The following is a 22,502-nucleotide window of genomic DNA, read 5'->3' as shown; positions in this document are numbered from 1 at the left end:
GGTTTCACCCTCGGCGCCCACGCCGCCGATCGCGCCAGCGCGGAACTGATCGACCGCGACGCGAAGCCGGTCGGCAGCGTGAGCCTCAGCGAAGGCCCGCACGGCGTCCTCATCCACGTCTCGGCGAAGGGCCTGCCGCCCGGGCCGAAGGCGATCCACATCCACAGCGTCGGCACCTGCGAAGATCCCGATAAAGGCTTCGTCGCCTCCAAGGGCCACCTCAACCCCGACGGCCGCAAGCACGGCCTGATGAATCCGGAGGGGCCGGACGCCGGCGACCTGCCGGTGATCGTGGTGCATGCCGACGGCAGCGTCGAGGCGGAAATGTTCACCACCCTCGCCAGCCTCTCGGGTGGTGGCCAGCGCGCGAACATCCTCGACGAGGACGGCGCCGCGCTGGTGATTCACGAGAATCGCGACGACCATGTCACCCAGCCGATCGGCGGCGCCGGCGCGCGCATCGCCTGCGGCGTGGTGAAGGCCGCGCCCTGAGCGCGGATCGAAGCGGCACGGCGCGCGCCCTCGCGGCACGCGTCGGCGCGGTCGCCGCGCGGGCTGCGATCGGTGTGCTTGCCTGCCTCGCCGGCCCGGTCGCACTGGCGGCAGCCCCGGCGCCGGTGGCGCTGGCACCCGACGGCATCGGCCCCTTCCGGCTCGGTGTCCCGCTCGCGCGGGCGGCACGCCGGGCCCTCCCGCTCGATCCCGCGGCGGCGCAGATCGGCCCCGCCTGCGATGCGCGCGATCAGGTGAACGTCAGCCTGTCGGTCGACGGTCGCCCGCTGTCGGTAATGAGCATGGCGGGCGCCGACGGTCGCATCGAAGAGATCCTCGCCACACCACACGACGGCACCACCGCCGCAGCCGACGCCGGTGACTGCCGCGCCCGCGGCGAGGCCCTTGCGCACGCGCTCGCACCGCGCCTCGGCCCGATCCGCGCCCGGGAAACGGTGCGCAAGCCGGTCTCCGATGAATTCCTGTTTCAGTTCGCGGGCGACGCGCGCGTGCTGGCGCGCTGGTTCGCCGGCGGCCGCAGCTGCGACCTCGCGCTGCAGTTCGGCGCCCCCTCCGCTCCACTTCCATGACGCTTCGCCAGGCCTTCCTCGCCGCCCCGCTCACCCTGCCCAACGTCCGTCGCGATTTCGTCGAGTGGCACCGCGGCCGGCCGTGCTTCGTGCTCTGGGCGCTCGACCTCGACCTGCCCGAGGTCCGCGCCCGCCAGCAGGCCGCCGCCGACCAGCTGGGAGCGCTCCTGCTTGAGCCCTATCGACGCCAGCCGCACCTGACGCTCGGGCTGTGCGGCTTTCCGAGTGCCGCGCCCGCGGCGGCGGACGAATTCGGGCCGGTGCGCCTGGCCGCCCAGCTCGACGCCCTGCGCACGCTGCGCCCCCCGCCCTTCGACGTCGAGATCGGTGCGCTCGAGAGCTTCGCCTCCGCGCCCTTCCTCACCACCGAGGCGGCCTGCGGCAGCCTCGATCGTCTGCACGCCTGTCTCGCCGGCGGTCCGATGGACCCGCCCGCCCACGCCTACGTTCCCCACCTCACCGTCGGCCTCTACGCCGGGGCGTGGCCCACCGTCGAGATCGACCGCCGGCTCGACACCTACGCCGCGTCGCCGCTGCGGCTGCGGATCGAGCGGCTCAGCCTGCTCGGCTACGCCGCGGCCGAGGTCGGCGGCCCGCTCACCCGGCTCGCCGACTACGAACTGAGTGATGGCCGATTCCGCTGGCATCCCGCAGGCGAGGCGCTGGCGTCCTGCCTGCAGCCGCCCTCCCCGGGGTGCGAACCCGGGTCGCTGCTGAAGGTCTGACGACCGACGCCAGCGTGCCACCCAGCCCACTTCTCCACATACCCGGAGCCCCAATGACGAAACCCCACCTGATCGCGACGCTCCCGCTGCTGTTCGCCCTCGCCGGCTGCGCCAGCGAACCCGCGGCCCACGACACCCGCGCCGCCGCATCCGGTCCGCTCGAAACCGTCCCCAGCCTCGACCTGCAGCGCTACATGGGCACCTGGCACGAGATCGCGCGCTATCCCAACCGCTTCCAGGAGAAGTGCGTGGCCGACACCAGCGCGGAGTACAGCCTGCAGCCCGACGGCAGGGTGAAGGTGATCAACCGCTGCCGGCTCGCCGACGGCGAGTTCGACGAGGCGGTCGGCAGCGCGCGCCGCATCGGCGGCGAAGGATCGCCCAAGCTGGAGGTGCGCTTCGCCCCGGCCTGGCTCTCCTTCCTCCCCGCGGTGTGGGGCGACTACTGGGTGATCGACCTCGACGAGGACTACAGCCTGGTCGCGGTCAGCGAGCCCGAGCGCGAATACCTGTGGGTGCTGTCGCGCACCCCCGAGGTCGACCCGGCCGCCTACGACGCGCTGCTGCAGCGGCTCGCCGCGAAGGGTTTCGATCCCGCGCGGCTGCAGCGGGGCCGCGCGCCCGAGTGAAATGAAGTCATCCACACATCCCCCGAGGAGGGCGAGGAATTGAATCCGGAGCACGCCGCCACCGAAGCGTCCGCCGCAGAAGGCGGCTTCGACCCCGCGCTGTTCGACGCCCTCGGCGTGGACGAGCTGGTGCCCGCACCGCTCGCCGCCTGGCGTCCGCTGGTGGTCGAGGCGCTCGGTTTCTTTCTCGACCGCCTGCCGCCGCAGCGGCTGGAGGCGATTGTCGCCGACCAGTTCGCGCTGCCGATCGAAGCCCCGGACGAGGCGCGCCTGGTCGCCCTGCTCGCCCGCTGCCCGACGCTGCACAAGCTCGGCCAGGTGCTCGCGCGCCGCCCCGAGCTCGACCCCGAGCTGCGACGCCACCTGCAGACGCTCGAGTCGATGCCGTCGACCCGGCCGCTCGCACCCCTGCGCGCGCGAATCGAGGCCAGTCTCGGCGCCGGCCACGGTCTTGCGCTCGCCGACGAAGCGCTCGCCGAGGGCAGCGTCGCGGTGGTGCTGCCCTTTTCCTGGCACGAGGGGGGGCGACGACGCGAGGGTGTGTTCAAGGTGCTCAAGCCCGGGGTGGAGGCCGAGCTCGCGGACGAGCTCGCCCTGCTGCCGTCGGTCGCCGACTTCCTCGAGAGGCGCGCGGCCCAGCTCGGCCTGCCGGCGCTCGACTACCGCGGCACACTGGCGAGCGTGCAGCGCCTGCTCGCCCGGGAGATCCGGCTCGACCGCGAGCAGGCCCACATGACGGAGGCGGCCGCGTTCCATGCCGACGATGCCGGCCTGCTGGTACCGGCGCTCCTGCCCTGGTGCAGCCCGGCGATGACCGCGATGGACCGCGTCTTCGGACCGCGTCTCACCGACGCCGCGCTCGCCCCCGGCCAGGGCCAGGCGCTCGCCGACACCCTGGTCCGCGCCCTCCTCGCCAGGCCCTTCTGGAGCGGCGAGGCGGAGGCGATGTTCCACGGCGACCTGCATGGCGGCAACCTGCTGCTCGCCGACGACGGCCGCCTCGCGGTACTCGACTGGAGCCTCACCGCTCGCCTCGGCAAGGCTGAGCGCGAGGCGCTGGTGGCGATCGCGCTCGGCGCCCTGACCCTGGACGCGGCGCGGATCCGCGCCGCGCTCGGCGCGCTCGGCATGCTCGACGCCGACGACCCGGCGCTGGCCGGCGCAGTCGAACACGCGCTCGACCGTCTCGTGGCCTCGGGCCGGCCGATAGGCTTCGACTGGTTGGTGGGCCTGCTCGACGAGCTCGCCCTGCTCGGCGCGAGCGGCTTCGGCGAGCAGCTCGCCGTGTTCCGCAAGAGCTGGCTGTCGCTCGCCGGCGTGATCCGCGACCTCGGCGCCGAGCTGGCGGCCGACCTGCCCCTGCTCAGCCTCGGCCTGCAGCGCTTCCTCGGCGAGATGCCGGCGCGAATGTTCGCCGCGCCGGATTCGCGCGCCTTCGCCACCCACGTGTCGAATGCCGATCTGATCGGGCTCGGCGCCTCGGCGTGGCCGACCTCGCTGCGTTACTGGTCGCGCCTGCTCGCCGCCGATCGCGCCGCCTAGCAGATCCGCGGCAGGGCGTCGCCGGCGAGCCAGTCCACCATGCGCCGACCGCCGAAGCGGGTCTGCATCTGCACGAAGCGACGCTCGTCGGCGACCACTTCGCCGATCAGCGCAGCCTCGCCGCCGAGGGCATGGTCGCGCAGGGCCGCCAGCGCGCTCGCCGCCTGGGCGGCCGGACAGATCGCCACCACCCGGCCCTCGCACGCGATGTCGAGCGGATCGAGCCCGAGCAGCTCGCACGCCGCCGCCACCGCGGGGCGTACCGGCAGGGCCGCCTCGTCGAGCACGATGCCGACCCGCGACTGCTGCGCGATCTCGTTGAGCGTGGCGGCCAGCCCGCCGCGGGTGGGGTCGCGCAGCACCCGGGTGGCGGGCACCGCGGCCAGCAGCGCGCCGATCAGACCGTGCAGCGCGGCGGTGTCGGAGACGATCGGCGATTCGAAGGCGAGGTGCTCGCGCACCGACATGATCGCCATGCCGTGGTCGCCGATCGGGCCGGACACGATCACCGCGTCGCCCGCGCCGGCATTCGCGCCCGACAGCTCGATGCCCTCCGCGAGCACGCCTACCCCGGTGGTGGTGATGAACACGCCGTCGGCCTTGCCGCGCTCGACCACCTTGGTGTCGCCGGTGACCACCGGCACGTCGGCGGCGCGCGCAGCCGTCGCCATCGAGGCCACGATGCGCGCGAGCTCGGCGAGCGGAAAGCCCTCCTCGAGCACGAAGCTCGCCGCCAGCCAGCGCGGCGCCGCGCCCATCACCGCGACGTCGTTGATCGTGCCATGCACCGCGAGGCAGCCGATGTCGCCACCGGGGAAGAACAGCGGCGACACCACGTGGGCGTCGGTCGACATCACCAGCCGGCCGCGCGCCGGCGGCAGGCGGGCGCCGTCGTCGCCCGGGGCGAGCCAGGCGTTGCCGAGCTCGCGCGCGAACAGCTCATCGACGAGTTGCGCCATCGCGCGCCCGCCGGCGCCGTGCGCCATCTCGACCTTTCCCTGCCTCAGGTTCAGCGGGCGGGTGTGCGGGATCTTCATGCGGAGCTCCGGGACGGCGCGCGGAAGCGGCCGTAGCTGTAATGCGCCGCGCAGGCGCCCTCGGACGACACCATGCAGGCGCCGACCGGATGGTCCGGCGTGCACGCGGTGCCGAAGATGCGGCAGTCCTGCGGGCGCCTGTCGCCGCGCAGCACCGCGGCGCATTCGCAGGCCTTGTGGTCGGGCACCCCGCGGTACGGCACGGCGAAGCGGCGCTCGGCGTCGAAGGCGGCGAATTCAGGGCGCAGCCGCAGCGCGCTGTGCAGGAGCGTGCCGAGACCGCGCCACTCGAATGCCTCGCGCAGCGCGAAGACCTCGGCCACCAGCGCCTGCGCCTTGCGGTTGCCCTCGAGACCGACCGCGCGGGTGAACTCGTTCTCGACCTCGGCGCGGCCCGCATCGATCTGGGCGACCAGCATCTGGATCGCGCGCAGCACGTCGAGCGGTTCGAAGCCGGCGATCACCACCGGCTTGCCGAACTCGCGCGCGAAGGGAACGTAGGGCGCGCTGCCGATCACGGTCGACACGTGCGCCGGACCGATGAAGCCGTCGAGCGCCACCCCGCCCGGGGCCTCGAGGATCGCCCGCATCGCCGGCGGCGTGAGTACGTGGTTGCAGAGCACCGAGAAGTTGGCGATGCCCTCGGCGCGCGCCTGCCGGAGCGCCACCGCGGTGGGCGGCGTGGTGGTCTCGAAGCCGAGGGCGAGAAAGACCACCTCGCGCCCGGGCCGGGCGCGCGCGAGCTGCAAGGCGTCGAGGGGGGAATACACCATGCGCAGTTCGGCGCCGCGGCCCCGGGCGCGCAGCAGCGACATTCCGTCCGAGGCCGGCACCCGAAGTGCGTCGCCGTAGCTGCACAGGATCACCTCGTGCTCGAGCGCGAGCCGGATCGCCTGGTCGATGCGGCCCACCGGCAGCACGCACACCGGGCAGCCCGGCCCGTGGATCAGGTGCAGCTGCGGCGGCAGCAGGTCGGCAATGCCGTAGCGCGAGATCGCGTGGGTGTGGCCGCCGCAGAACTCCATCAGGCGGTATTCGCGACCGGGCCGCAGCTGGCGCGCGATCGATGCGGCGATGCCGCGCGCGAGCGCACCGTCGCGGAACTCGTCGACGTACTTCACGCCGCCGCCTCGCCGTCGTCGCCCGCTCCTTGACCTGCCTCGGCCGCGGCGATCTCGCGCAGCAGGGCGAGCGTGGCCTCGGCTTCGGCCTGATCGAGCTTCTGCAGCGCGAAGCCGACGTGCAAGATGACGTAGTCGCCAACGCCGACCTCCTCGACCAGCGCGAGCGAGATCCGTTTGCGCACCCCGTCGAGATCGACCACCGCCTCGTCGCCGTCGACCAGCGCCACGACGCGGGCGGGTATGGCAAGACACATGTCAGTTGCCCTCCAGCACGAAGCGCGCGACCGCCGCCTGGCCGTAGGCGATCGCGGTGTCGCCCGGCAGCAGGCGGCGCGGCTCGAGCAGCCGCAGGCCGGCAGCGGCGAAGCGTGCGCGCAGGTCGGCCGCAAGCAGCGCGTTGAAGAAGCAGCCGCCGCCCACGGCCACGGTCGCGAGCCCGGCGGACTGCGCTGCGCGCAGCGCCCAGTCGACGAGCGCCGCGCCCAGGGTGGCGTGGAAGAGGGCAGCGCCGCCTCCGGCATCCTGGGTGTCGGCGAGCTCGGCGAGCAGCGGCCGAAGGTCGAGCCGGCCGTCGGCGTCGATCCGCCAGCCGGCGTCGAGCGGCGCGCAGGCGCCGTGGCGGGTGGCCGCCCGTTCGAGCGCGATCGCGGCCTCGGCCTCGTCGCGCATCACGCGGCACAGCCCGAGCAGGCCGGCGGCGGCGTCGAACACCCGGCCCATGCTCGAGCTCGGCGGACAGCGCAGGCCGGTCTCGAGCAGGCGCGCCACGCCGGCGGCGGGCAGGCCGTCGAAGCGCACCTCGATCTCGTCGCCGCGGCCGAGCGCGTACAGCGCGGCCGCCGCCATGCGCCAGGGTTCACGTGCCGCGCGGTCGCCGCCGGGCAGCGCCAGCGGGCGCAGGCTGGCGAGGCGCGCACAGCGGGCGCCCTCGACGCGCAGCAACTCACCGCCCCACGCCGCGCCGTCGCTGCCGAGGCCGACGCCGTCGAGCGCGAGCCCGAGCACCGGCCCGCGCTCGCCGTGTTCCGCGCAGGTCGCGGCGATGTGGGCGTGATGATGCTGCACCCCGACGAGGCGCGCCCCGCACGCCTCCGCCAGCTCGGCGGCGAAGCGGCTGGAGTGGAAATCCGGATGCAGGTCGTGGGCGATCGCCGCCGGCGGCGCGCCGAGCCAGTCGAGCAGCTCGCGCGCGACCGCCTCGTGGGCGCGGCAGGCATCGACACTCTCGAGGTCGCCGACCGTCGCCGACAGGTGTGCCTCGCCGCCGCGCGCGGCGCATACCGTGTTCCTGAACCAGGCCCCGGTCGCCAGCACCGGCGGTCCGGGCGGCAGCGCCAGCCGGTGCTCGACCGGCAGCGCGACCACGCGCGGCGCGCTCATGTCCGTCGCCCTCACGCCGGCGCCGCCACGCCCCGGCCGGGCGCATCTGCCGCGGCCTGCGCGCCGGCCTCGAGCCAGGCGAGCCACTCGTCCATGCCCTCGCCGCTCGTCGCCGATACCCGGATCATGCGCAGCGCCGGATTCACGCGGCGCGCATGGGCCTCGGCGAGCGCGATGTCGACGTCGAGGTAGGGGAGCAGGTCGCACTTGTTGAGCAGCATGAGGTCAGCGGCGCGGAACATGTCGGGGTACTTGAGCGGCTTGTCCTCGCCCTCGGTGACCGAGAGGATCACCACCTTGTGCGCCTCGCCGAGGTCGAAGGCGGCCGGGCACACCAGGTTGCCGACGTTCTCCACCAGCAGCAGGCCGCCGCGCGCCAGCGGCAGGCCGGCGAGCGCCTCGCCCACCATGCGGGCGTCGAGATGGCAACCCTTGCCGGTGTTGATCTGGGTCGCGGGCGCGCCGGTGGCGCGGATGCGCTCGGCGTCGCGGCTGGTCTGTTGATCGCCCTCGATCACCGCCACCGGCAGGCGGCCGGCGAGCCGCTCGATCGTGCGCACGAGCAGACTGGTCTTGCCCGAACCCGGACTGGAAACGAGGTTGAGCGCGAACACGCCGGCCGCGGCGAGCCGCCTGCGGTTGGACGCGGCCGCCGCATCGTTGCGCGCGAGCAGGTCCTGCTCGATCCTCACGCGGCGCGACGGCGCGGCGTCCCCGGAAGCCGATGCACCCTCGGCCCGGATGCCCCGGTCACCCGCATCGGGCGCCGCTACGTGCGCCGCCGGCATCACTGCGCGGCGAAGCCGCCGATAGGGATGCGAGGCGTGATGATGGTCGATCGTCGCCCCTTCATTGCCGCAGCCACAGGTGGTGCACATCTCGTTCGCTCCCGCTCATTCGACGTCCAGGTCGCGGATCCGCATCTCCGCGCCGCACAGCACCTTCAGCGGGCGGATCCCGCAGCGCGGACACAGATCGTAGACCGTTTCCATCGGCGCGCGCGCGCCGCAGGCCTCGCACAGCCCTTCGCCCGCCACGGCGAGGATCTCGAGCCGCGCGCCTTCGGCGCAGCTCCCGAGGCTGGCGGAAGCGAAGGCGAAGCGCAGCGCCTCGGGCTCGACGCAGGACAGCGCCCCCAGCTCGACGCGCACGATCCGCACGCGGGCGAAGCACTCGCGGCGGGCGGCGTCCTCGATGATCGCGATCGCGTTCTCCGCGAGCGAGAGTTCGTGCATGCGGCGTTTCTCCTTCGGGGCGCAAGTGATTGTAATTGCGTGCCCCGGCGCGGCAGAATCCGCGTGTACCCGACGCGGCATTGCATTGCACCCCCGGCACTCAGGAGCACGGCGTGGCAGCAGCGACCCTCGAGACCCTCCTCGGCCGGCACGGCCACGACGGCACCCGCCTCGTGCAGATCCTTCGCGAGGTGCAGGATGCCCTCGGCTGGCTGGCCCCCGAGACCCTCACCGCGATCGCGCACGCGATCGACCGGCCGCGGGCGCAGGTCGAGAGCAGCGCGGGCTTCTACAGCTTCTTCCACACCCGCCCGCTCGGCGACTACCGCATCCTGTTCTCCGACAACATCACCGACCGCATGCTCGGCAGCCAGGCGCTGCTGCGGCGCCTGTGCGAGCGGCTGTGGCTCGAGCCCGGCCGCGTGTCGGAGGACGGCCTGGTCAGCGTGGACACCACCTCCTGCACCGGCATGTGCGACCAGGGCCCGGCGCTGCTGGCGAACTACCGCGCGATCACCCGGCTGACGCCGCAGCGCATCGACCACATGGCGCGGCTGATCCGCCGCCGCGTGCCGGTGAGCGACTGGCCGCGCGAGTGGTTCCGCGTCGAGGACAACATCCGCCGCCGCGACGTCCTGCTCGGTAACGGCCTCGCGCCGGGCGAAGCGCTCGCGGCCGCGCTCGAGCGCGCGCCAACGGCACTGCTCGACGAGATCGAGCGCTCGGCGCTGCGCGGCCGCGGCGGCGCCGGCTTCGGCAGCGACATCAAGTGGCGCGCCTGCCGCGCCGCCCGGGGCGACGCCCACTACGTGGTCTGCAATGCGGACGAAGGCGAGCCCGGCACCTTCAAGGACCGCGTGCTGCTCGCCGGTTTCTTCGACCTCGTGGTCGACGGCATGTGCATCGCCGGCTTCGCGATCGGCGCGAGCCAGGGCTTCATCTACCTGCGCGGCGAGTACCGCCACCTGCTCGATCTGCTGGAAACCCGACTCGCCGAGCGACGCGCTGCGGGTCTGCTCGGACGCGACATCCTCGGCCGCGGCTTCGACTTCGACATCGCGATCCACCTCGGCGCCGGCGCCTACGTCTGCGGCGAGGAGTCGGCACTGATCGAGTCGCTCGAGGGCAAGCCGGGCAAGCCGCGCATCCGCCCGCCCTTCCCGGTGACCCACGGCTATCTCGGCCAGCCCACCACGGTGAACAACGTCGAGACGCTCGCCCTCGCCGCGCTGATCGCGGTGAGGGGCGGCGAGTGGTTCCGCACCATCGGCACCGCGTCCTCGACCGGCACCAAGCTGCTGTCGGTGTCGGGTGACGTCGCGCGGCCGGGCGTCTACGAGTTCCCCTTCGGCGTCACCGTCGCCGCGGTGCTGGAGGCCGCGGGCGCGCAGGACACCCAGGCGGTGACCACCGCCGGCGCCGCCGGCCCCTGCCTGACGGCCGAGGCGTTCGGGCGCCGGATCGCCTTCGAGGACGTCGCCACCGGCGGCTCGCTCATGGTCTTCGACGCCTCGCGCGACATGTTCGAGGTGGCGCGCAACTTCATCAACTTCTTCGCCCACGAGAGCTGCGGCCTGTGCACCCCGTGCCGCGTCGGCACCGCGGTGAATGCGCGCCTGATGGACAAGCTCGCGCGCGGCCGCGGCTCGCCCTGCGATCTCGAGGAAATGGAAAAGCTGCACCAGCTGATGCAGCACGCGAGCCACTGCGGCCTGGGCAGCACGGCGACGATCGCGCTGCGCGACATGCTCGCCCGCTTCCGCCCCGCCTTCGAGCGTCGCCTGCGTTCGCCTGACTTCGCGCCCGACTTCGCGCCCGCCTTCGACCTCGACGCCGCGCTGTCGCAGGCCAGGGGCATGACCGGCCGCAGCGACCCCGGCGCCCATCTGGGCGACGAGACGAGCGCGACCGGGGCGCTGCGCGCCGGCGAGGAGCCGCGATGAACGACAGCTTCCTGCTCGACGGCGAGACGATCCCCTTCAGCCCCGGCCAGACCGTGATGCAGGCGGCGGCCGCAGCCGGCAAGTACATCCCGCACCTGTGCTGGCACCCGGACTTCGCCCCTCACGGCTCATGCCGGCTGTGCATCGTCAGGATCGGCGGTCGTTACGCGACCGCGTGCACCGTGGGCGCCGCCCGCGGCCAGGTGGTGGAGAACCGCAGCGAGGCAATCGACGCCGAGCGCCGCACGCTGCTGCAGCTGTTGTTCGTCGAAGGCAACCACTTCTGCCCTTCGTGCGAGAAGAGCGGCGACTGCGTGCTGCAGGCCACCGCCTACGAGATGGGCATGCTGACGCCGCATTTCGACCACTTCTACCCCGACCGCCCGCTCGACGCCTCCCATCCCGAGGTGCTGCTCGAGTTCAACCGCTGCATCCTGTGCGAGCTCTGCGTGCGCGCCAGCCGTGACGTCGATCGCAAGAACGTGTTCGCGCTGGCCGGACGGGGCCTGCGCTCGCACCTGATCGTCAACAGCGAATCCGGCCGGCTGGCCGACACGGATTTCGCCGCCACCGACCGCGCCGCGGCGGTCTGCCCGGTGGGCGCGATCCTGAAGAAGCGGGTCGGCTTCGCCATGCCGATCGGCAAGCGCACCTACGACCCCCGACCGATCGGGAAGTCCCACGAGCCCGGCACGAGGGAGGACGAATGAGCGACGAGCACGCGCGCGCTGCCCCGCCACCGCGAAAGCTGAAGCTGGCGACGGTGTCGCTGGCCGGCTGCTTCGGCTGCCACACGTCCTTTCTCGACATCGACGAGCGCCTGCTGCCGCTGCTCGAGCGGATCGAGTTCGACCGCTCGCCGCTGACCGACATCAAGCACTGCGGGCCTTGCGACATCGGCCTCGTCGAGGGCGGGGTGTGCAACGCGGAGAACGTCGAGGTGCTGCGCGAGTTCCGCGCCCACTGCAGGGTGCTCGTCGCGCTCGGCGCCTGCGCGGTCAATGGCGGCCTGCCCGCGCAGCGCAACAACATCGCGCTCGGCGAGCTCCTTCAGGAGGTCTATCGCACCGGCCATGGCCTCGCCGCGGGCAGCCGCATCCCCGACGATCCCGAGCTGCCGCTGCTGCTCAACCAGGTGCATCCTGTGCACGAGGTGGTGCGGATCGACTACTTCCTGCCCGGCTGCCCGCCCTCGGCCGACGCGATCTGGGATTTCCTGAATGCGCTCATCGAAGGCCGGGCGCCCACGCTGGGCCCCGGTCTGCTGCAGTATGACTGAGCCGTGGCGCCCGGCCCCGGTGCTACGGGGTAGGTCCATTTCCGAACCACATGGTGCGGGCTGATGGCAACCGCGACAGGATCGACCTCATGAGCTTCGAACTCGAGACCGCCTCGGCCACCCCTGGGAAGCTGCGCCGCGTCGCGATCGACCCCGTGTCACGGGTCGAGGGCCACGGCAAGGTCACGATCCTGCTCGACGAGCACGGCAAGGTGCAGCAGGTGCGCCTGCACATCGTCGAATTTCGCGGCTTCGAGCGCTTTGTCCAGGGGCGCCCCTATTGGGAGCTGCCGGTGATGGTGCAGCGCCTGTGCGGCATCTGCCCGGTGTCGCACCATCTCGCGGCGAGCAAGGCGCTCGACCTGATCGTCGGCGCCGATCGCCTGACGCCGACCGCCGACAAGATGCGCCGCCTGATGCACTACGGTCAGATCCTGCAGTCGCACGCGCTGCACTTCTTCCACCTGTCGTCGCCCGACCTGCTGCTCGGCTTCGATTCCGAAGTGACGAAGCGCAATATCGCGGGCGTCGTCGAGAAGTACCCCGAGATTGCGAAGAAGGGCATCCTGCTGCGCAAGTACGGTCAGGAGCTGATCCGCCTCACCGCCGGCAAGCGGGTCCATGGCACCGGCTCGGTGCCGGGCGGCGTCAACCGCTCGCTCACCGCCGCCGAGCGCAGGCTGCTGCTCGACGACGCCGCGCGGACGATCGCCTGGAGCGGAGATGCAGTGGGGCTCATCAGGGAACTGCACGCGCAGGACCCGGCGCTGTACGACCATTTCGGTGCCTTCCCGTCCAACTTCATGGGCATGGTCGCAGCCGACGGCAGCCTCGACCTCTACCACGGCGCGCTGCGCGCGAAGGACGCCGACGGCAATATCCTGTTCGATCAGGTCGACTACCGGACCTACGACGCCCTCATCACCGAGGAGGTCAAGCCCTGGACCTACATGAAGTTCCCCTACCTCAGCTCACTCGGGCCCGAGCGCGGCTGGTACAAGGTGGGCCCGCTGGCGCGGGTGCAGAACTGTGACCGCATCCCCACCCCGCTCGCCGAACACGCGCGCCGCGAGTTCCTCGCCCATGGCGCGGGGCGGCCGATGCACGGCGCGCTCGGCAACCACTGGGCGCGCATGATCGAAATGCTGTTCGCCGCCGAAACCATCGAGGCGTTGCTGCACGACGAGGCGCTCGAGGGCAGCGAGCTGGTCGTCGCCGGCGAGCGCCGGCGTGAGGGCGTGGGCGTCATCGAGGCCCCGCGCGGCACGCTGTTCCACCACTACCAGGTGGGCGACGACGACCTCGTGACGATGGCCAACCTGATCGTCGCCACCACCCACAACAACCAGGCGATGAACGCAGCGGTGCGCGAGGTGGCGAAAAAGTACCTCGATGGCCGGGCGATCACCGAGGGTCTGCTCAACCGCATCGAGGTCGCGATCCGCGCCTACGACCCCTGCCTGTCCTGCGCCACCCACGCGCTCGGCCAAATGCCGCTCGAGGTGGCGCTGCTGGATGCGGAAGGCAATGAACTCGATTGCAAGTACAGGGCATGAGCGCCGGCATGACGCGGCGGTGGAGGACGCGCGGACGACGGCCGCAACCCTCGTCTTCGCCTGGGGCAATCCTGGTCGCGGCGACGATGCGCTCGGACCGCTGTTGGTCGAGGCGCTCGAGGCGCTGGGCCTGCCCGGCGTGGAATGCCTGACCGACTACCAGCTCCAGGTCGAGCACGCGCTCGATCTGCGTGGGCGGCGCCGCGTGCTGTTCGTCGACGCCTCGGTCGACGTCGCCGCCCCCTGCCGCCTGTCGCCGCTCGCGCCCGCGCGCGACGCCAGCTTCAGCACCCACGCGATGAGCCCGGCGGCGGTGCTGCAGGTGTATGTCGATGTGGAAGGCGAGACGCCACCGCCGGCCTGGCTGCTCGCGATCCGCGGCGAGTGCTGGGCGCTGGGCGCGCCGCCGTCGCCGGCAGCGATGAAGCATCTGGAAGAAGCGCTCGCGCTCGCGCGGCGCTGGATCGACGCCTGCGCGGCCTGAGAGGCGCAGCGCGGGCCGAGAGGGAGGTGGTGCCCATGACGTGGATTGAACACGTGGCCTCTCCCTTACCAAGGGAGTGCTCTACCACTGAGCTACATGGGCAACCGGAAACTGGAGCGGCAGAAGAGTCTCGAACTCTCGACCTCAACCTTGGCAAGGTTGCGCTCTACCAACTGAGCTACTGCCGCGTTTGGAAGTCCGGCAAGCGGGGCTGCATACGCTGCATGCTCACCGAAGGCGCGCATTCTATAGCAAGTCTCCGCAAAATTCATCCCCCCGGCGCAATCGCTTCCTCCGCCCCGCCCGCAGGGCCGGAAATTCGAATTGACGCGCGTCAATGAGCCGGGTTTTCAGGGCATCCATGCTGGCGCTCACCTCCCGGCGCCGGGACAACCCACGGAGACGGACATGACAGGAAAACTGGACGGCAAGGTCGCGGTGATTACCGGAGCGAGCAGCGGCATCGGCAGGGCGATCGTCGAACGCTACGTCGAAGAGGGGGCGCAGGTCGTGGCATTCGCGCGCAGCGCCACGGCCCTCGCCGAACTCGAGGCCGCCCATCCCGAGCGGGTCGCGGCCGTCGCCGGCGATGTGACACACGAAGAGGACCTGCAGCGCCTGGTGGATGAAACCGTCCGCCGCTTCGGCGGGGTCGACGTCCTCGTTCCCAATGCCGGCATCGCGCGCGTCGTGCCGTTCGAGCAAAGCACCCGCGAGGCGTTCGACGCGCAGTTCTCGGTCAACCTGTACGGGGCGTCCGAGACTGCGCGCCTGTTCATTCCGCATGTTCGCAAGGGCGGTTCGATCCAGTTCATCACCACCTTCCTCACCCAGGTGGGTTTTCCGGGGCTGGCGATCTACAGCGCGAGCAAGGCCGCGCTGAAATCGCTGTCCCAGACCCTGGCCGCGGAGCTCGCCCCGAAGGGCATCCGCGTCAATTCGATCGCCCCGGGCCCGATCGGGACACCGCTGTGGGGCACGGTCGGGCTGCCGCCCGATGTGCTCGGCTCCGTGGCCGAACAGATCAATGCGCGCCTCATGACCGGCGGATTCGGCGAACCCGAGGACATCGCCGAGATGTCGCTGTTCCTCGCCTCCGATGCGGCGAAGAACATCTACGGCCAGGACTTCGTCGTCGACGGCGGCTATACGATCGGCTAGCGGCGGCGCACGGCTCGCACGGCGAATCACTCAGGCGGGCAAGGCGTCCAGGCGACCCTTGAACCACGCGGCGATGTCGGCGATCTCCTGCGGGCAGACCGCGTGCGGCATCGGGTAGACGTGCCAGTCCGGCGCAAGGTCGAGACTGCGCAACAGTTCGAGCGCCTGCAGGCCCAGGCCGGGCGCGACGACGTCGTCTTCGCTGCCGTGGGCGGCGAAGATCGGGATCCCGCGGTTGGCCTCGGCGAGCTCGCGGGTGATGAGCTCGGGGGCGGGAATGTAGGTGGACAGGCCGATCACGCCCGCCAAGGGCTCGGGATGCGTCAGCGCCGTCAGATAGGCCACCGCGCCGCCCTGGGAGAATCCCGCGAGAAAAATGCGATGACTCGGAATCCCGCGCCCCACCTCGCGCGCGATCAGCCCGCGGATCAGGGCGCGCGAAGCGAGCAGTCCCGTCTCATCGATCTCCCGGCTGTCGGGCTCGAGCGACACGATGTCGTACCAGGCGCGCATGACGTAGCCGCCGTTGCAGGTCACCGGCTGGTAAGGCGCGTGGGGAAACACGAAGCGCACGGCGGGCGCCGATGCCAGCCCGAGTTCGGGGACGACAGGCTCGAAGTCCGTGCCGTCGGCTCCGAGTCCGTGCATCCAGATGACGGCCACCGAGGGCCGGGGCGCAGTTTCGATCTCGAGAAAATTGATTTCGGGCATGTTCCGCCTGGGTGATCGTGGTTGAGGGTTCGATGGCACGCGGGCACCGCCGCCATCGAAAGCAGATTGACAGGGACGGCACTGACTTCTAGTTTCTAGATGTAACCGCCCTACCATAAGTCGAGATGCGGCGCAATACCCTTCAGGCCTTGGCCGGCGGTTGCAATACCGACAGAGAGAAGGAGGTGCGCCATGAGAATGCCTCGTGGGCGGACGATGATGGTGGCCCTGATGCTGCCGTCAATGCTCGTCGCGCAAGCGGCCAGCGCCGACGAAACCTGCAATTCCCCCTACCTCAGCACCCTGATCGAGGGCCAGGAAGACTACGTCCACGTGGGGACGCTCGGGGTGAAGGGGCTCGGCGACGAGTCGGACAAGCTCGTCACCGTGGATGTGAATCCACGATCGAAGTCCTACGGCACGGTGGTGCACACGCTCAGCGTGGGTGGGCGCGGCGAGGCCCACCACGGCGGCTTCACCGACGATCGTCGCTACCTGTGGGCCGGCCGCCTGGACGACAACAGGATCTTCGTGTTCGACATCGGCGGCGATCCGGCCAAGCCCCGGCTGGTCCGCACCATTTCCGACTTCGCCGAAAAGACCGGCTACGTCGGTCCGCACACCTTCTACGCGCTGCCCGGGCGCATGCTGGTGCAGGGGCTGTCGAACACGCAGGACCATGGCGGACGCACCGGCATGGCGGTGTACAACAACAAGGGCGAGTTCGTCGCCCGCTACGACATGCCGACCGGCGAGCACGACGGCGTGGCTGCCGACGGCTACGGCTACGACATCGGCATCAATCCGCAGAAGAACGCGCTGCTCACCTCCAGCTTCACCGGCTGGAACAACTACATGATGGACTTCGGCAAGCTGGTGCAGGACGGCGAGGCGATGAAGCGCTTCGGCAACACCATGGTGATGTGGAACCTGAAGGCGATGAAGCCGGAGAAGGTGATGAGCGTGCCGGGCTCACCGCTCGAGATCCGCTGGTCGCTGAAGCCGGACGACAACTGGGCGCTGACCGCAACCGCGCTGACCTCGAAGCTCGTGCTGGTGAAGCAGGACGAGGCGGGCGAATGGCTGACGAAGGCGGTAGCGGACATCGGCGATCCGGCGAAGATTCCGCTGCCGGTCGACATCTCGATCAGCGCCGATGCCAAGGGCCTGTGGGTAAACACCTTCATGGACGGCAAGACGCGCTACTTCGATCTCTCCAACCCCGAAGCGCCGGTGCAGACCTACGAGAAGGTGATCGGCAAACAGGTGAACATGGTGAGCCAGAGCTGGGACGGCAAGCGGGTTTACTTCACCAGCAGCCTGCTGGGCAACTGGGACAAGCGCGGCGGCGACGACGAGCAGTTCCTGAAGCTCTACCACTGGGACGGCAAGGCCCTGACCGAACAGTTCGCGCTGGATTTCTATGCGCTCGAGCTCGGCCGCGCGCACCACATGAAGTTCTCGGCCGCGCCCGGCCGGCGCGCGGTGCAGAACGACGACCGCTCGCCGCTGCTGGCGCGGCGCTGAGCGGACATGTACCGCGCCCGCTGGCGGACGGCAGGCGCCGCGTTGCTCGTGGCCGGCGGTCTGCTGGCGACCGCCCCGACGCACGGCGCCGCCTCGCCGGAACTCGCCCCCCGGACGCCCGTACAGGGCTTCGTTCCCCCGCCAGCGGGCAGCTATGCCCTGCCGCCGATCCAGCGCGCGCCCGAGGGCATGGTCCTCGACACCAACGGCCGCCACCAGGCATTTTCGCGCTACACCACGGGGCGGGTGACGCTGCTGTCGTTCATGTACACCTACTGCACCGACCCGATCGGCTGTCCGCTGGCGTACGAGACGATGATGACGATCCGCGCACGCCTGCTCGCGCGTCCCGAACTCGCGCTCGCCGTGCGCCTGGTCAGCCTGTCCTTCGATCCCACCCACGACGACCCCACCGAGATGAAGCGCTACGCGGGCAAGCTCGCCGATCCAGGCGCTGTACTGCGCTGGCACTTTCTCACCACGCGCTCGGTCGCCGAGCTGAAGCCGATGCTCGACGCGCTGGGGCAGGACGTGTCGGTGGAACTCGACGACAGGGGACGGCCCACGCGGGTGCTGAACCACATGCTGAAGCTGTTCCTGATCGATCCGCGCGGCCGCGTGCGCGAGATCTACACCACCGCCTACCTGCTTCCGGAGGTGATGCTCAATGACATCGAGACGCTGTTGCTGGAGCCGGCGGATCGGTAATTGGGCGCTGCTTGCGGCAACGCTGGCGGCGGTACCCGCATGGGGCGGCGGCCCGCAGACCGAGGCGCCGCTCGCGATAGACGCCCCGCTCGGACTGCCCGCGGTGCCGTTTCCGCCGCACAACCCTCCCACTGCGGCGAAGGTCGAACTCGGCCGAAAGCTGTTCTTCGATCGCCGCCTGTCCTTCAACGGCGCGATGTCGTGCGCGATGTGCCACATGCCGGAGCAAGGCTTCACATCGAACGAACTGCGCACCCCGGTGGGCAGCGAAGGCGCCAGCGTGCGTCGCAACGCGCCCACCCTGCTCAACGTCGCCTACCATCCGCGCCTGTTCCACGACGGCCGGGACGGCGCGCTGGAAACCCAGGTCTGGGGACCACTGCTCGCCCCGGACGAGATGGCGAACCCCTCGCTCGGCCACGTGCTCGACCGCCTGCGCGCCCTGCCCGACTACGCCGGTCTGTTCGAGACCGCCTTCGCCGGGCGCGGCGCGAGCGCGGACCGCGTGGGCGAGGCGCTCGCCAGCTACCAGCGGACGCTCGTCTCCGGCGATTCGCGCTTCGACCGCTACCGCTACGGCAACGCGAACGACGCGCTCGACAGCGAGGAACGCCTCGGTCTCGCGATCTTCACCGGTAAGGGACGCTGCGCCAGCTGCCACCTGATCGGCGAGCGCGCGGCGCTGTTCTCGGATTTTCGTTATCACAACACCGGCATCGGCTGGCTGCGCGGCAAGGCGCGGCCCGAAGTCGAGTTCGAGCTGGCGCCCGGCATCAGCGCCACGATGAGCGCCGCCACCGTGCGCAGCATCGGCGCCGTGCCGCGCAGCGACCTCGGCCGCTTCGAGATCACGCTCGATCCGCAGGACCGCTGGGCGTACAAGACGCCGATGCTGAGAGACGTCGCGGCGACCTCGCCCTACATGCACGACGGCTCGCTGCCCACGCTGGCCGCGGTGGTCGAGTACTACGACCGCGGCGGCGCAGGCGCGCCGGACCAGAGCCCGCTGATCGCGCCGCTGCACCTGAGCGCAGAGGAAAAGGCGGCGCTGGTCGCCTTCCTGAAGACGCTTGGCGGCCGGAACGCGCATCGTCAGGGCCGGGACAAGCCCGGCATCGCGGTGGCAGTTCCGAGTTCCTCGATGTAATGCGAGAATGTCATCTCACCAATCGAGACAGCCATCGCGGAATTCGCCTGCGACATGGCTCGTGCTGCCGGGTGTCGACGAAAAAGAGAGAAAAACTGACGCGAACGGGGAGACCCGGCGAACCCTGGCTGGATGAAGCCCGTGCGGCCGGTTGCCGCGGGGCAACGCGCCCATTCAAAATTGAGATCTTTGAGAATTCAAGTTCATGGCTTTGCTGATCGGAGTACCGACAGAAACCGCGGCGGGCGAGAAGCGCGTCGCGACCGTTCCCGACGTAGTGGAAAAACTCGTCAAGCTGGGCTTCACCGTCGCGGTGGAAAGTGGCGCCGGCGACGCGGCGAATTTCAGCGATGATACCTACCGCGCCGCCGGTGCCGAGGTCGTCGGCAGCGCCGCCGAGCTGTGGGCGCGCGCGGACATCGTCTTCAAGGTGCGTCCGCCGAGCCTGGACGAAGTCGCGCTGATGCGCGAAGCCGGCATGCTGATCGGCTTCGTGTGGCCGGCGCAGAATCCCGAGCTGATGGAGCGGCTCGCGGCCAAGCGGGCCACGGTGCTGGCCATCGATGCGCTGCCGCGCCAGCTGTCGCGTGCGCAGAAGATGGACGCGCTGACCTCGATGGCCGGCATCAGCGGCTACCGCGCCGTGATCGAGGCGGCCAATGCGTTCGGCCGCTTCTTCAACGGCCAGGTCACCGCCGCGGGCAAGATCCCGCCGGCCAAGGTGTTCATCGCCGGCGCGGGCGTGGCGGGTCTGGCCGCCATCGGCACCGCCGCCAACCTGGGCGCCATCGTCCGTGCCAACGATACGCGCGCCGAGGTCGCCGACCAGGTGGTGTCGCTCGGCGGCGAGTTCGTCAAGGTCGACTACGAAGAAGAAGGCTCCGGTGGCGGCGGCTATGCAAAGGTGATGAGCGAGGGTTTCCAGCAGGCCCAGCGCGCGATGTACGCGCAGCAGGCCAAGGACGCCGACATCATCATCACCACCGCGCTGATTCCGGGCAAGCCGGCACCCAAGCTCATCACCGCCGAGATGGTGACGAGCATGAAGCCCGGCAGCGTGATCGTCGACATGGCGGCCGAGCAGGGAGGCAACTGCGAACTCACCGTGCCCGGCGAGGCCGTGGTCCGCCATGGCGTCACCATCATCGGCTACACCGACCTGGTCAGCCGCCTGGCCAAGCAGTCATCCACCCTTTACTCGAACAACCTCCTGCGCCTGACCGAGGAGCTGTGCAAGACCAAGGACGGCGTGATCAACGTCAACATGGAGGACGATGCTCTCCGTGGCCTGACCGTCATCAAGGACGGCACCGTCACCTGGCCGGCGCCACCGCTCAAGCTGGCGGCGCCGCCCCCGAAACCGGCCGCCCCGCCGGTCGCCGCGCCCAAGGGCCACGGCCATGGCGCCGGCGCGCCGATGTCGGTCAAGTCGCTGGCCACCGTGTTCGGCGTCGGTGCGCTGTTGTTCCTGCTCGTCGGGCTGTACGCGCCCGCGAGCTTCCTGTCGCACTTCACGGTGTTCGTGCTGGCCTGCTTCGTCGGCTACATGGTGGTGTGGAACGTCACGCCGTCGCTGCACACGCCGCTGATGAGCGTGACCAATGCGATCTCGTCGATCATCGCGATCGGTGCGCTGGTGCAGGTGGCGCCGCCGCTGGCCGACAGCGTGACCGACCGACCCGACGGGCTGATCCTGTTCCTGGCCTTCTTCGCGCTCGCGCTGACGGCCGTCAATATGTTCGGCGGCTTCGCGGTCACGCGTCGCATGCTGGCGATGTTCCGCAAATAAGGGGACGACAATGACCTCAAGCATGGCCACCGTCTCATACATCGGCGCCACCATCCTCTTCATCCTCAGCCTCGGCGGCCTCGCTCACCCGGAGACCGCACGCCGCGGCAACCTGTTCGGCATGATCGGCATGGCGCTCGCGGTCATCGCGACCGTGTTCGGTCCGCAGGTCAGCGCGGGCGGCCTCCCCTGGATCATCATCGCGCTTCTCATCGGCGCCGGCGTCGGCCTGTACGCCGCCAAGAAGGTGCAGATGACGCAGATGCCCGAGCTCGTCGCGCTGATGCACAGCCTGGTGGGCCTGGCCGCCTGCCTGGTCGGCTTCGCCAGCTACATCGACACCTCCACCGTGTTCCCCACCGCCGCCGAGAAGACCATCCACGAGGTGGAGATCTACATCGGCATCTTCATCGGTGCGGTCACGTTCTCGGGTTCGCTGATCGCCTTCGGCAAGCTCTCCGGCAAGATCGGCGGCAAGCCGCTGCTGCTGCCGGCGCGCCACATCCTCAACCTGGTCGGCCTCGTGCTGGTGATCCTGCTCGGCAACTGGTTCCTGAACACGCACTCCACCGGCGTCGGCATGACGCTGCTGCTGCTGATGACCGTGATCGCGCTCGCCTTCGGGGTGCACATGGTGATGGCGATCGGCGGCGCAGACATGCCGGTGGTGGTGTCGATGCTCAACAGCTACTCGGGCTGGGCCGCCGCGGCGACCGGCTTCATGCTCAGCAACGACCTGCTCATCGTGGTGGGCGCCCTGGTCGGCTCTTCGGGTGCGATCCTGTCCTACATCATGTGCCGGGCGATGAACCGCAACTTCCTCAGCGTCATCGCAGGCGGTTTCGGTACCGGCGGTGGCGCGCCCTCGGCAGCGGCGGGCGGCGCGGAACCGGCAGGCGAGGTCTCGCCGATCAGCGCGGTGGAGACCGCCGAGCTGCTGCGCGACGCCAGGAACGTCGTCATCGTTCCGGGTTACGGCATGGCGGTTGCGCAGGCCCAGCATGTGGTGTGCGAGATCGTCAAGATCCTGCGCGACAAGGGCGTGACCGTGCGCTTCGCCATCCATCCGGTGGCAGGCCGCATGCCCGGGCACATGAACGTGCTGCTGGCCGAAGCGAAGGTGCCCTACGACATCGTGCTCGAGATGGACGAGATCAACGAAGACTTCCCGGACACCGACGTGGCGATCGTGATCGGTGCCAACGACATCGTGAACCCCGCGGCCCAGGAGGATCCGGCCAGCCCGATCGCCGGCATGCCGGTGCTGGAAGTCTGGAAGGCGAAGACCTCCATCGTCATGAAGCGGAGCATGGCGTCGGGCTACGCCGGCGTCGACAACCCGCTCTTCTACAAGGAGAACAACCGGATGCTCTTCGGCGACGCGCGGAAGATGCTCGACGAGGTGCTGGGCGCGCTGAACGCCTGAGGCCGGTCGCGAACGGG

At 70.5% G+C, this 22,502-nt stretch carries 23 protein-coding genes and 2 tRNA genes; 16 read left to right on the top strand and 9 right to left on the bottom strand.

Translation table 11 applies throughout. The features are described from left to right. The 5 genes from BB334_RS08030 to BB334_RS08010 form a co-directional block, all read left to right on the top strand. The coding region (locus tag BB334_RS08030) for a superoxide dismutase family protein (RefSeq protein ID WP_232756693.1) at positions 1-492 on the top strand (492 nt) is incomplete at its 5' end. A gap of 74 nt (positions 493-566) precedes the next feature. Continuing rightward, positions 567-1,082, top strand: a complete 516-nt coding sequence (locus BB334_RS08025) for a hypothetical protein (RefSeq protein ID WP_068806883.1) — start codon at positions 567-569, stop codon at positions 1,080-1,082. Beyond that, positions 1,079-1,807: a 2'-5' RNA ligase family protein gene (locus BB334_RS08020; protein ID WP_068806879.1), complete on the top strand. Its 729-nt coding sequence runs from the start codon at positions 1,079-1,081 to the stop codon at positions 1,805-1,807. The genes BB334_RS08025 and BB334_RS08020 overlap by 4 nt, the downstream gene beginning before the upstream one ends. Before the next feature lie 53 nt (positions 1,808-1,860). Continuing rightward, positions 1,861-2,436 (top strand): lipocalin family protein, encoded by a 576-nt coding sequence (locus BB334_RS08015; RefSeq protein ID WP_068806877.1) that lies wholly within the window; start codon positions 1,861-1,863, stop codon positions 2,434-2,436. A 39-nt stretch (positions 2,437-2,475) separates the two neighbouring features. Beyond that, positions 2,476-3,978, top strand: coding sequence for an AarF/UbiB family protein (locus BB334_RS08010; protein ID WP_088179164.1), 1,503 nt, complete (start codon positions 2,476-2,478; stop codon positions 3,976-3,978). Here BB334_RS08010 and hypE read toward each other — a convergent pair. From hypE to BB334_RS07980, 6 genes are read right to left on the bottom strand one after another with little or no spacing between them, the layout of a single operon-like run. Continuing rightward, entirely contained in the window at positions 3,975-5,015 is a 1,041-nt protein-coding gene (gene hypE, locus BB334_RS08005; RefSeq protein WP_068806875.1) for a hydrogenase expression/formation protein HypE, read from the bottom strand. The two genes, BB334_RS08010 and hypE, sit on opposite strands and share 4 nt — an antisense overlap. Continuing rightward, a complete protein-coding gene (hypD, locus tag BB334_RS08000) occupies positions 5,012-6,136 on the bottom strand; it encodes a hydrogenase formation protein HypD (protein WP_068806872.1) in 1,125 nt (374 codons plus the stop codon). Before hypD ends, hypE begins: the two co-directional genes overlap by 4 nt. Next, entirely contained in the window at positions 6,133-6,393 is a 261-nt protein-coding gene (locus tag BB334_RS07995) for a HypC/HybG/HupF family hydrogenase formation chaperone (protein ID WP_068806871.1), read from the bottom strand. The genes hypD and BB334_RS07995 overlap by 4 nt, the downstream gene beginning before the upstream one ends. 1 nt (position 6,394) lies before the next feature. Continuing rightward, positions 6,395-7,519: a Kae1-like domain-containing protein gene (locus BB334_RS07990; protein WP_068806868.1), complete on the bottom strand. Its 1,125-nt coding sequence runs from the start codon at positions 7,517-7,519 to the stop codon at positions 6,395-6,397. Between the two features lie 11 nt (positions 7,520-7,530). Beyond that, positions 7,531-8,397: a hydrogenase nickel incorporation protein HypB gene (hypB, locus tag BB334_RS07985; RefSeq protein WP_068806865.1), complete on the bottom strand. Its 867-nt coding sequence runs from the start codon at positions 8,395-8,397 to the stop codon at positions 7,531-7,533. A gap of 15 nt (positions 8,398-8,412) precedes the next feature. Then, the gene (locus BB334_RS07980) at positions 8,413-8,754 is read right to left on the bottom strand and encodes a hydrogenase maturation nickel metallochaperone HypA/HybF (protein WP_068806861.1); all 342 of its coding nucleotides are present in this window, start codon (positions 8,752-8,754) and stop codon (positions 8,413-8,415) included. A gap of 113 nt (positions 8,755-8,867) precedes the next feature. Between BB334_RS07980 and BB334_RS07975 the strand changes: the two genes are divergently transcribed. The 5 genes from BB334_RS07975 to BB334_RS07955 all read left to right on the top strand — a co-directional run bounded on the left by BB334_RS07975 (position 8,868) and on the right by BB334_RS07955 (position 14,016). Continuing rightward, positions 8,868-10,697 carry an NAD(P)H-dependent oxidoreductase subunit E gene (locus BB334_RS07975; RefSeq protein WP_068806858.1) on the top strand — a complete coding sequence of 610 codons (1,830 nt, stop codon included), beginning with the start codon at positions 8,868-8,870 and terminating at the stop codon, positions 10,695-10,697. Beyond that, positions 10,694-11,407, top strand: coding sequence for a 2Fe-2S iron-sulfur cluster-binding protein (locus BB334_RS07970; RefSeq protein WP_068806855.1), 714 nt, complete (start codon positions 10,694-10,696; stop codon positions 11,405-11,407). The genes BB334_RS07975 and BB334_RS07970 overlap by 4 nt, the downstream gene beginning before the upstream one ends. Then, entirely contained in the window at positions 11,404-11,976 is a 573-nt protein-coding gene (locus tag BB334_RS07965) for an NADH-quinone oxidoreductase subunit B family protein (RefSeq protein ID WP_068806851.1), read from the top strand. Before BB334_RS07970 ends, BB334_RS07965 begins: the two co-directional genes overlap by 4 nt. Positions 11,977-12,065: 89 nt before the next feature. Next, positions 12,066-13,532, top strand: coding sequence for a Ni/Fe hydrogenase subunit alpha (locus tag BB334_RS07960; RefSeq protein WP_068807932.1), 1,467 nt, complete (start codon positions 12,066-12,068; stop codon positions 13,530-13,532). Further along, positions 13,504-14,016 carry a hydrogenase maturation protease gene (locus BB334_RS07955; RefSeq protein ID WP_083200349.1) on the top strand — a complete coding sequence of 171 codons (513 nt, stop codon included), beginning with the start codon at positions 13,504-13,506 and terminating at the stop codon, positions 14,014-14,016. The genes BB334_RS07960 and BB334_RS07955 overlap by 29 nt, the downstream gene beginning before the upstream one ends. A 27-nt stretch (positions 14,017-14,043) precedes the next feature. Here BB334_RS07955 and BB334_RS07950 read toward each other — a convergent pair. Together BB334_RS07950 and BB334_RS07945 are read right to left on the bottom strand one after the other, a co-directional pair. Beyond that, positions 14,044-14,118 (bottom strand) — tRNA-Thr (locus BB334_RS07950). Positions 14,119-14,128: 10 nt separating this feature from the next. Then, positions 14,129-14,204 (bottom strand) — tRNA-Gly (locus BB334_RS07945). A gap of 136 nt (positions 14,205-14,340) precedes the next feature. Here BB334_RS07945 and BB334_RS07940 point away from each other — a divergent pair. Next, positions 14,341-15,177 carry an SDR family NAD(P)-dependent oxidoreductase gene (locus tag BB334_RS07940; RefSeq protein ID WP_232756692.1) on the top strand — a complete coding sequence of 279 codons (837 nt, stop codon included), beginning with the start codon at positions 14,341-14,343 and terminating at the stop codon, positions 15,175-15,177. Positions 15,178-15,207: 30 nt separating this feature from the next. Here the strand turns inward: BB334_RS07940 and BB334_RS07935 are convergent, their stop codons facing one another. Beyond that, positions 15,208-15,888: an alpha/beta hydrolase gene (locus tag BB334_RS07935; protein ID WP_068806841.1), complete on the bottom strand. Its 681-nt coding sequence runs from the start codon at positions 15,886-15,888 to the stop codon at positions 15,208-15,210. Positions 15,889-16,080: 192 nt separating this feature from the next. Between BB334_RS07935 and mtoX the strand changes: the two genes are divergently transcribed. From mtoX to pntB, 5 genes are all read left to right on the top strand, one after another. Further along, positions 16,081-17,415 (top strand): methanethiol oxidase, encoded by a 1,335-nt coding sequence (gene mtoX / locus BB334_RS07930; protein WP_068806838.1) that lies wholly within the window; start codon positions 16,081-16,083, stop codon positions 17,413-17,415. Positions 17,416-17,421: 6 nt separating this feature from the next. Beyond that, positions 17,422-18,123, top strand: coding sequence for an SCO family protein (locus tag BB334_RS07925; protein ID WP_068806835.1), 702 nt, complete (start codon positions 17,422-17,424; stop codon positions 18,121-18,123). Beyond that, positions 18,083-19,270: a cytochrome-c peroxidase gene (locus tag BB334_RS07920; protein WP_083200348.1), complete on the top strand. Its 1,188-nt coding sequence runs from the start codon at positions 18,083-18,085 to the stop codon at positions 19,268-19,270. Before BB334_RS07925 ends, BB334_RS07920 begins: the two co-directional genes overlap by 41 nt. A 205-nt stretch (positions 19,271-19,475) precedes the next feature. Continuing rightward, complete coding sequence (locus BB334_RS07915) at positions 19,476-21,059, top strand: Re/Si-specific NAD(P)(+) transhydrogenase subunit alpha (RefSeq protein WP_068806829.1); 1,584 nt, start codon at positions 19,476-19,478, stop codon at positions 21,057-21,059. A 22-nt stretch (positions 21,060-21,081) separates the two neighbouring features. Next, on the top strand, positions 21,082-22,485 hold the full coding sequence (gene pntB, locus BB334_RS07910; protein ID WP_269798997.1) for a Re/Si-specific NAD(P)(+) transhydrogenase subunit beta: 1,404 nt from the start codon (positions 21,082-21,084) through the stop codon (positions 22,483-22,485). Positions 22,486-22,502 lie beyond the last annotated feature (17 nt).

Origin of the sequence: Thauera phenolivorans (assembly GCF_001696715.1) — a bacterium.
Classification (GTDB): Bacteria; Pseudomonadota; Gammaproteobacteria; order Burkholderiales; family Rhodocyclaceae; genus Thauera; species Thauera phenolivorans.
The sequence above is the reverse complement of the archived record's forward strand: the minus strand, read 5'-3'. Positions and strand labels throughout refer to the sequence as shown.

What these genes read in the sequence shown, in the direction of transcription:
- BB334_RS07915 (WP_068806829.1), top strand. Translation starts at nt 19,476, where the DNA reads ATGGCTTTGCTGATCGGAGTACCGACAGAAACCGCGGCGGGCGAGAAG.
- hypE (WP_068806875.1), bottom strand. Translation starts at nt 5,015, where the DNA reads ATGAAGATCCCGCACACCCGCCCGCTGAACCTGAGGCAGGGAAAGGTC.
- mtoX (WP_068806838.1), top strand. Translation starts at nt 16,081, where the DNA reads ATGAGAATGCCTCGTGGGCGGACGATGATGGTGGCCCTGATGCTGCCG.
- BB334_RS07920 (WP_083200348.1), top strand. Translation starts at nt 18,083, where the DNA reads ATGACATCGAGACGCTGTTGCTGGAGCCGGCGGATCGGTAATTGGGCG.
- BB334_RS07995 (WP_068806871.1), bottom strand. Translation starts at nt 6,393, where the DNA reads ATGTGTCTTGCCATACCCGCCCGCGTCGTGGCGCTGGTCGACGGCGAC.
- BB334_RS07970 (WP_068806855.1), top strand. Translation starts at nt 10,694, where the DNA reads ATGAACGACAGCTTCCTGCTCGACGGCGAGACGATCCCCTTCAGCCCC.
- BB334_RS07965 (WP_068806851.1), top strand. Translation starts at nt 11,404, where the DNA reads ATGAGCGACGAGCACGCGCGCGCTGCCCCGCCACCGCGAAAGCTGAAG.
- BB334_RS07980 (WP_068806861.1), bottom strand. Translation starts at nt 8,754, where the DNA reads ATGCACGAACTCTCGCTCGCGGAGAACGCGATCGCGATCATCGAGGAC.
- BB334_RS07935 (WP_068806841.1), bottom strand. Translation starts at nt 15,888, where the DNA reads ATGCCCGAAATCAATTTTCTCGAGATCGAAACTGCGCCCCGGCCCTCG.
- hypB (WP_068806865.1), bottom strand. Translation starts at nt 8,397, where the DNA reads ATGTGCACCACCTGTGGCTGCGGCAATGAAGGGGCGACGATCGACCAT.
- BB334_RS07955 (WP_083200349.1), top strand. Translation starts at nt 13,504, where the DNA reads ATGAACTCGATTGCAAGTACAGGGCATGAGCGCCGGCATGACGCGGCG.
- BB334_RS07925 (WP_068806835.1), top strand. Translation starts at nt 17,422, where the DNA reads ATGTACCGCGCCCGCTGGCGGACGGCAGGCGCCGCGTTGCTCGTGGCC.
- BB334_RS08020 (WP_068806879.1), top strand. Translation starts at nt 1,079, where the DNA reads ATGACGCTTCGCCAGGCCTTCCTCGCCGCCCCGCTCACCCTGCCCAAC.
- BB334_RS08015 (WP_068806877.1), top strand. Translation starts at nt 1,861, where the DNA reads ATGACGAAACCCCACCTGATCGCGACGCTCCCGCTGCTGTTCGCCCTC.
- BB334_RS07990 (WP_068806868.1), bottom strand. Translation starts at nt 7,519, where the DNA reads ATGAGCGCGCCGCGCGTGGTCGCGCTGCCGGTCGAGCACCGGCTGGCG.
- BB334_RS07960 (WP_068807932.1), top strand. Translation starts at nt 12,066, where the DNA reads ATGAGCTTCGAACTCGAGACCGCCTCGGCCACCCCTGGGAAGCTGCGC.
- pntB (WP_269798997.1), top strand. Translation starts at nt 21,082, where the DNA reads ATGGCCACCGTCTCATACATCGGCGCCACCATCCTCTTCATCCTCAGC.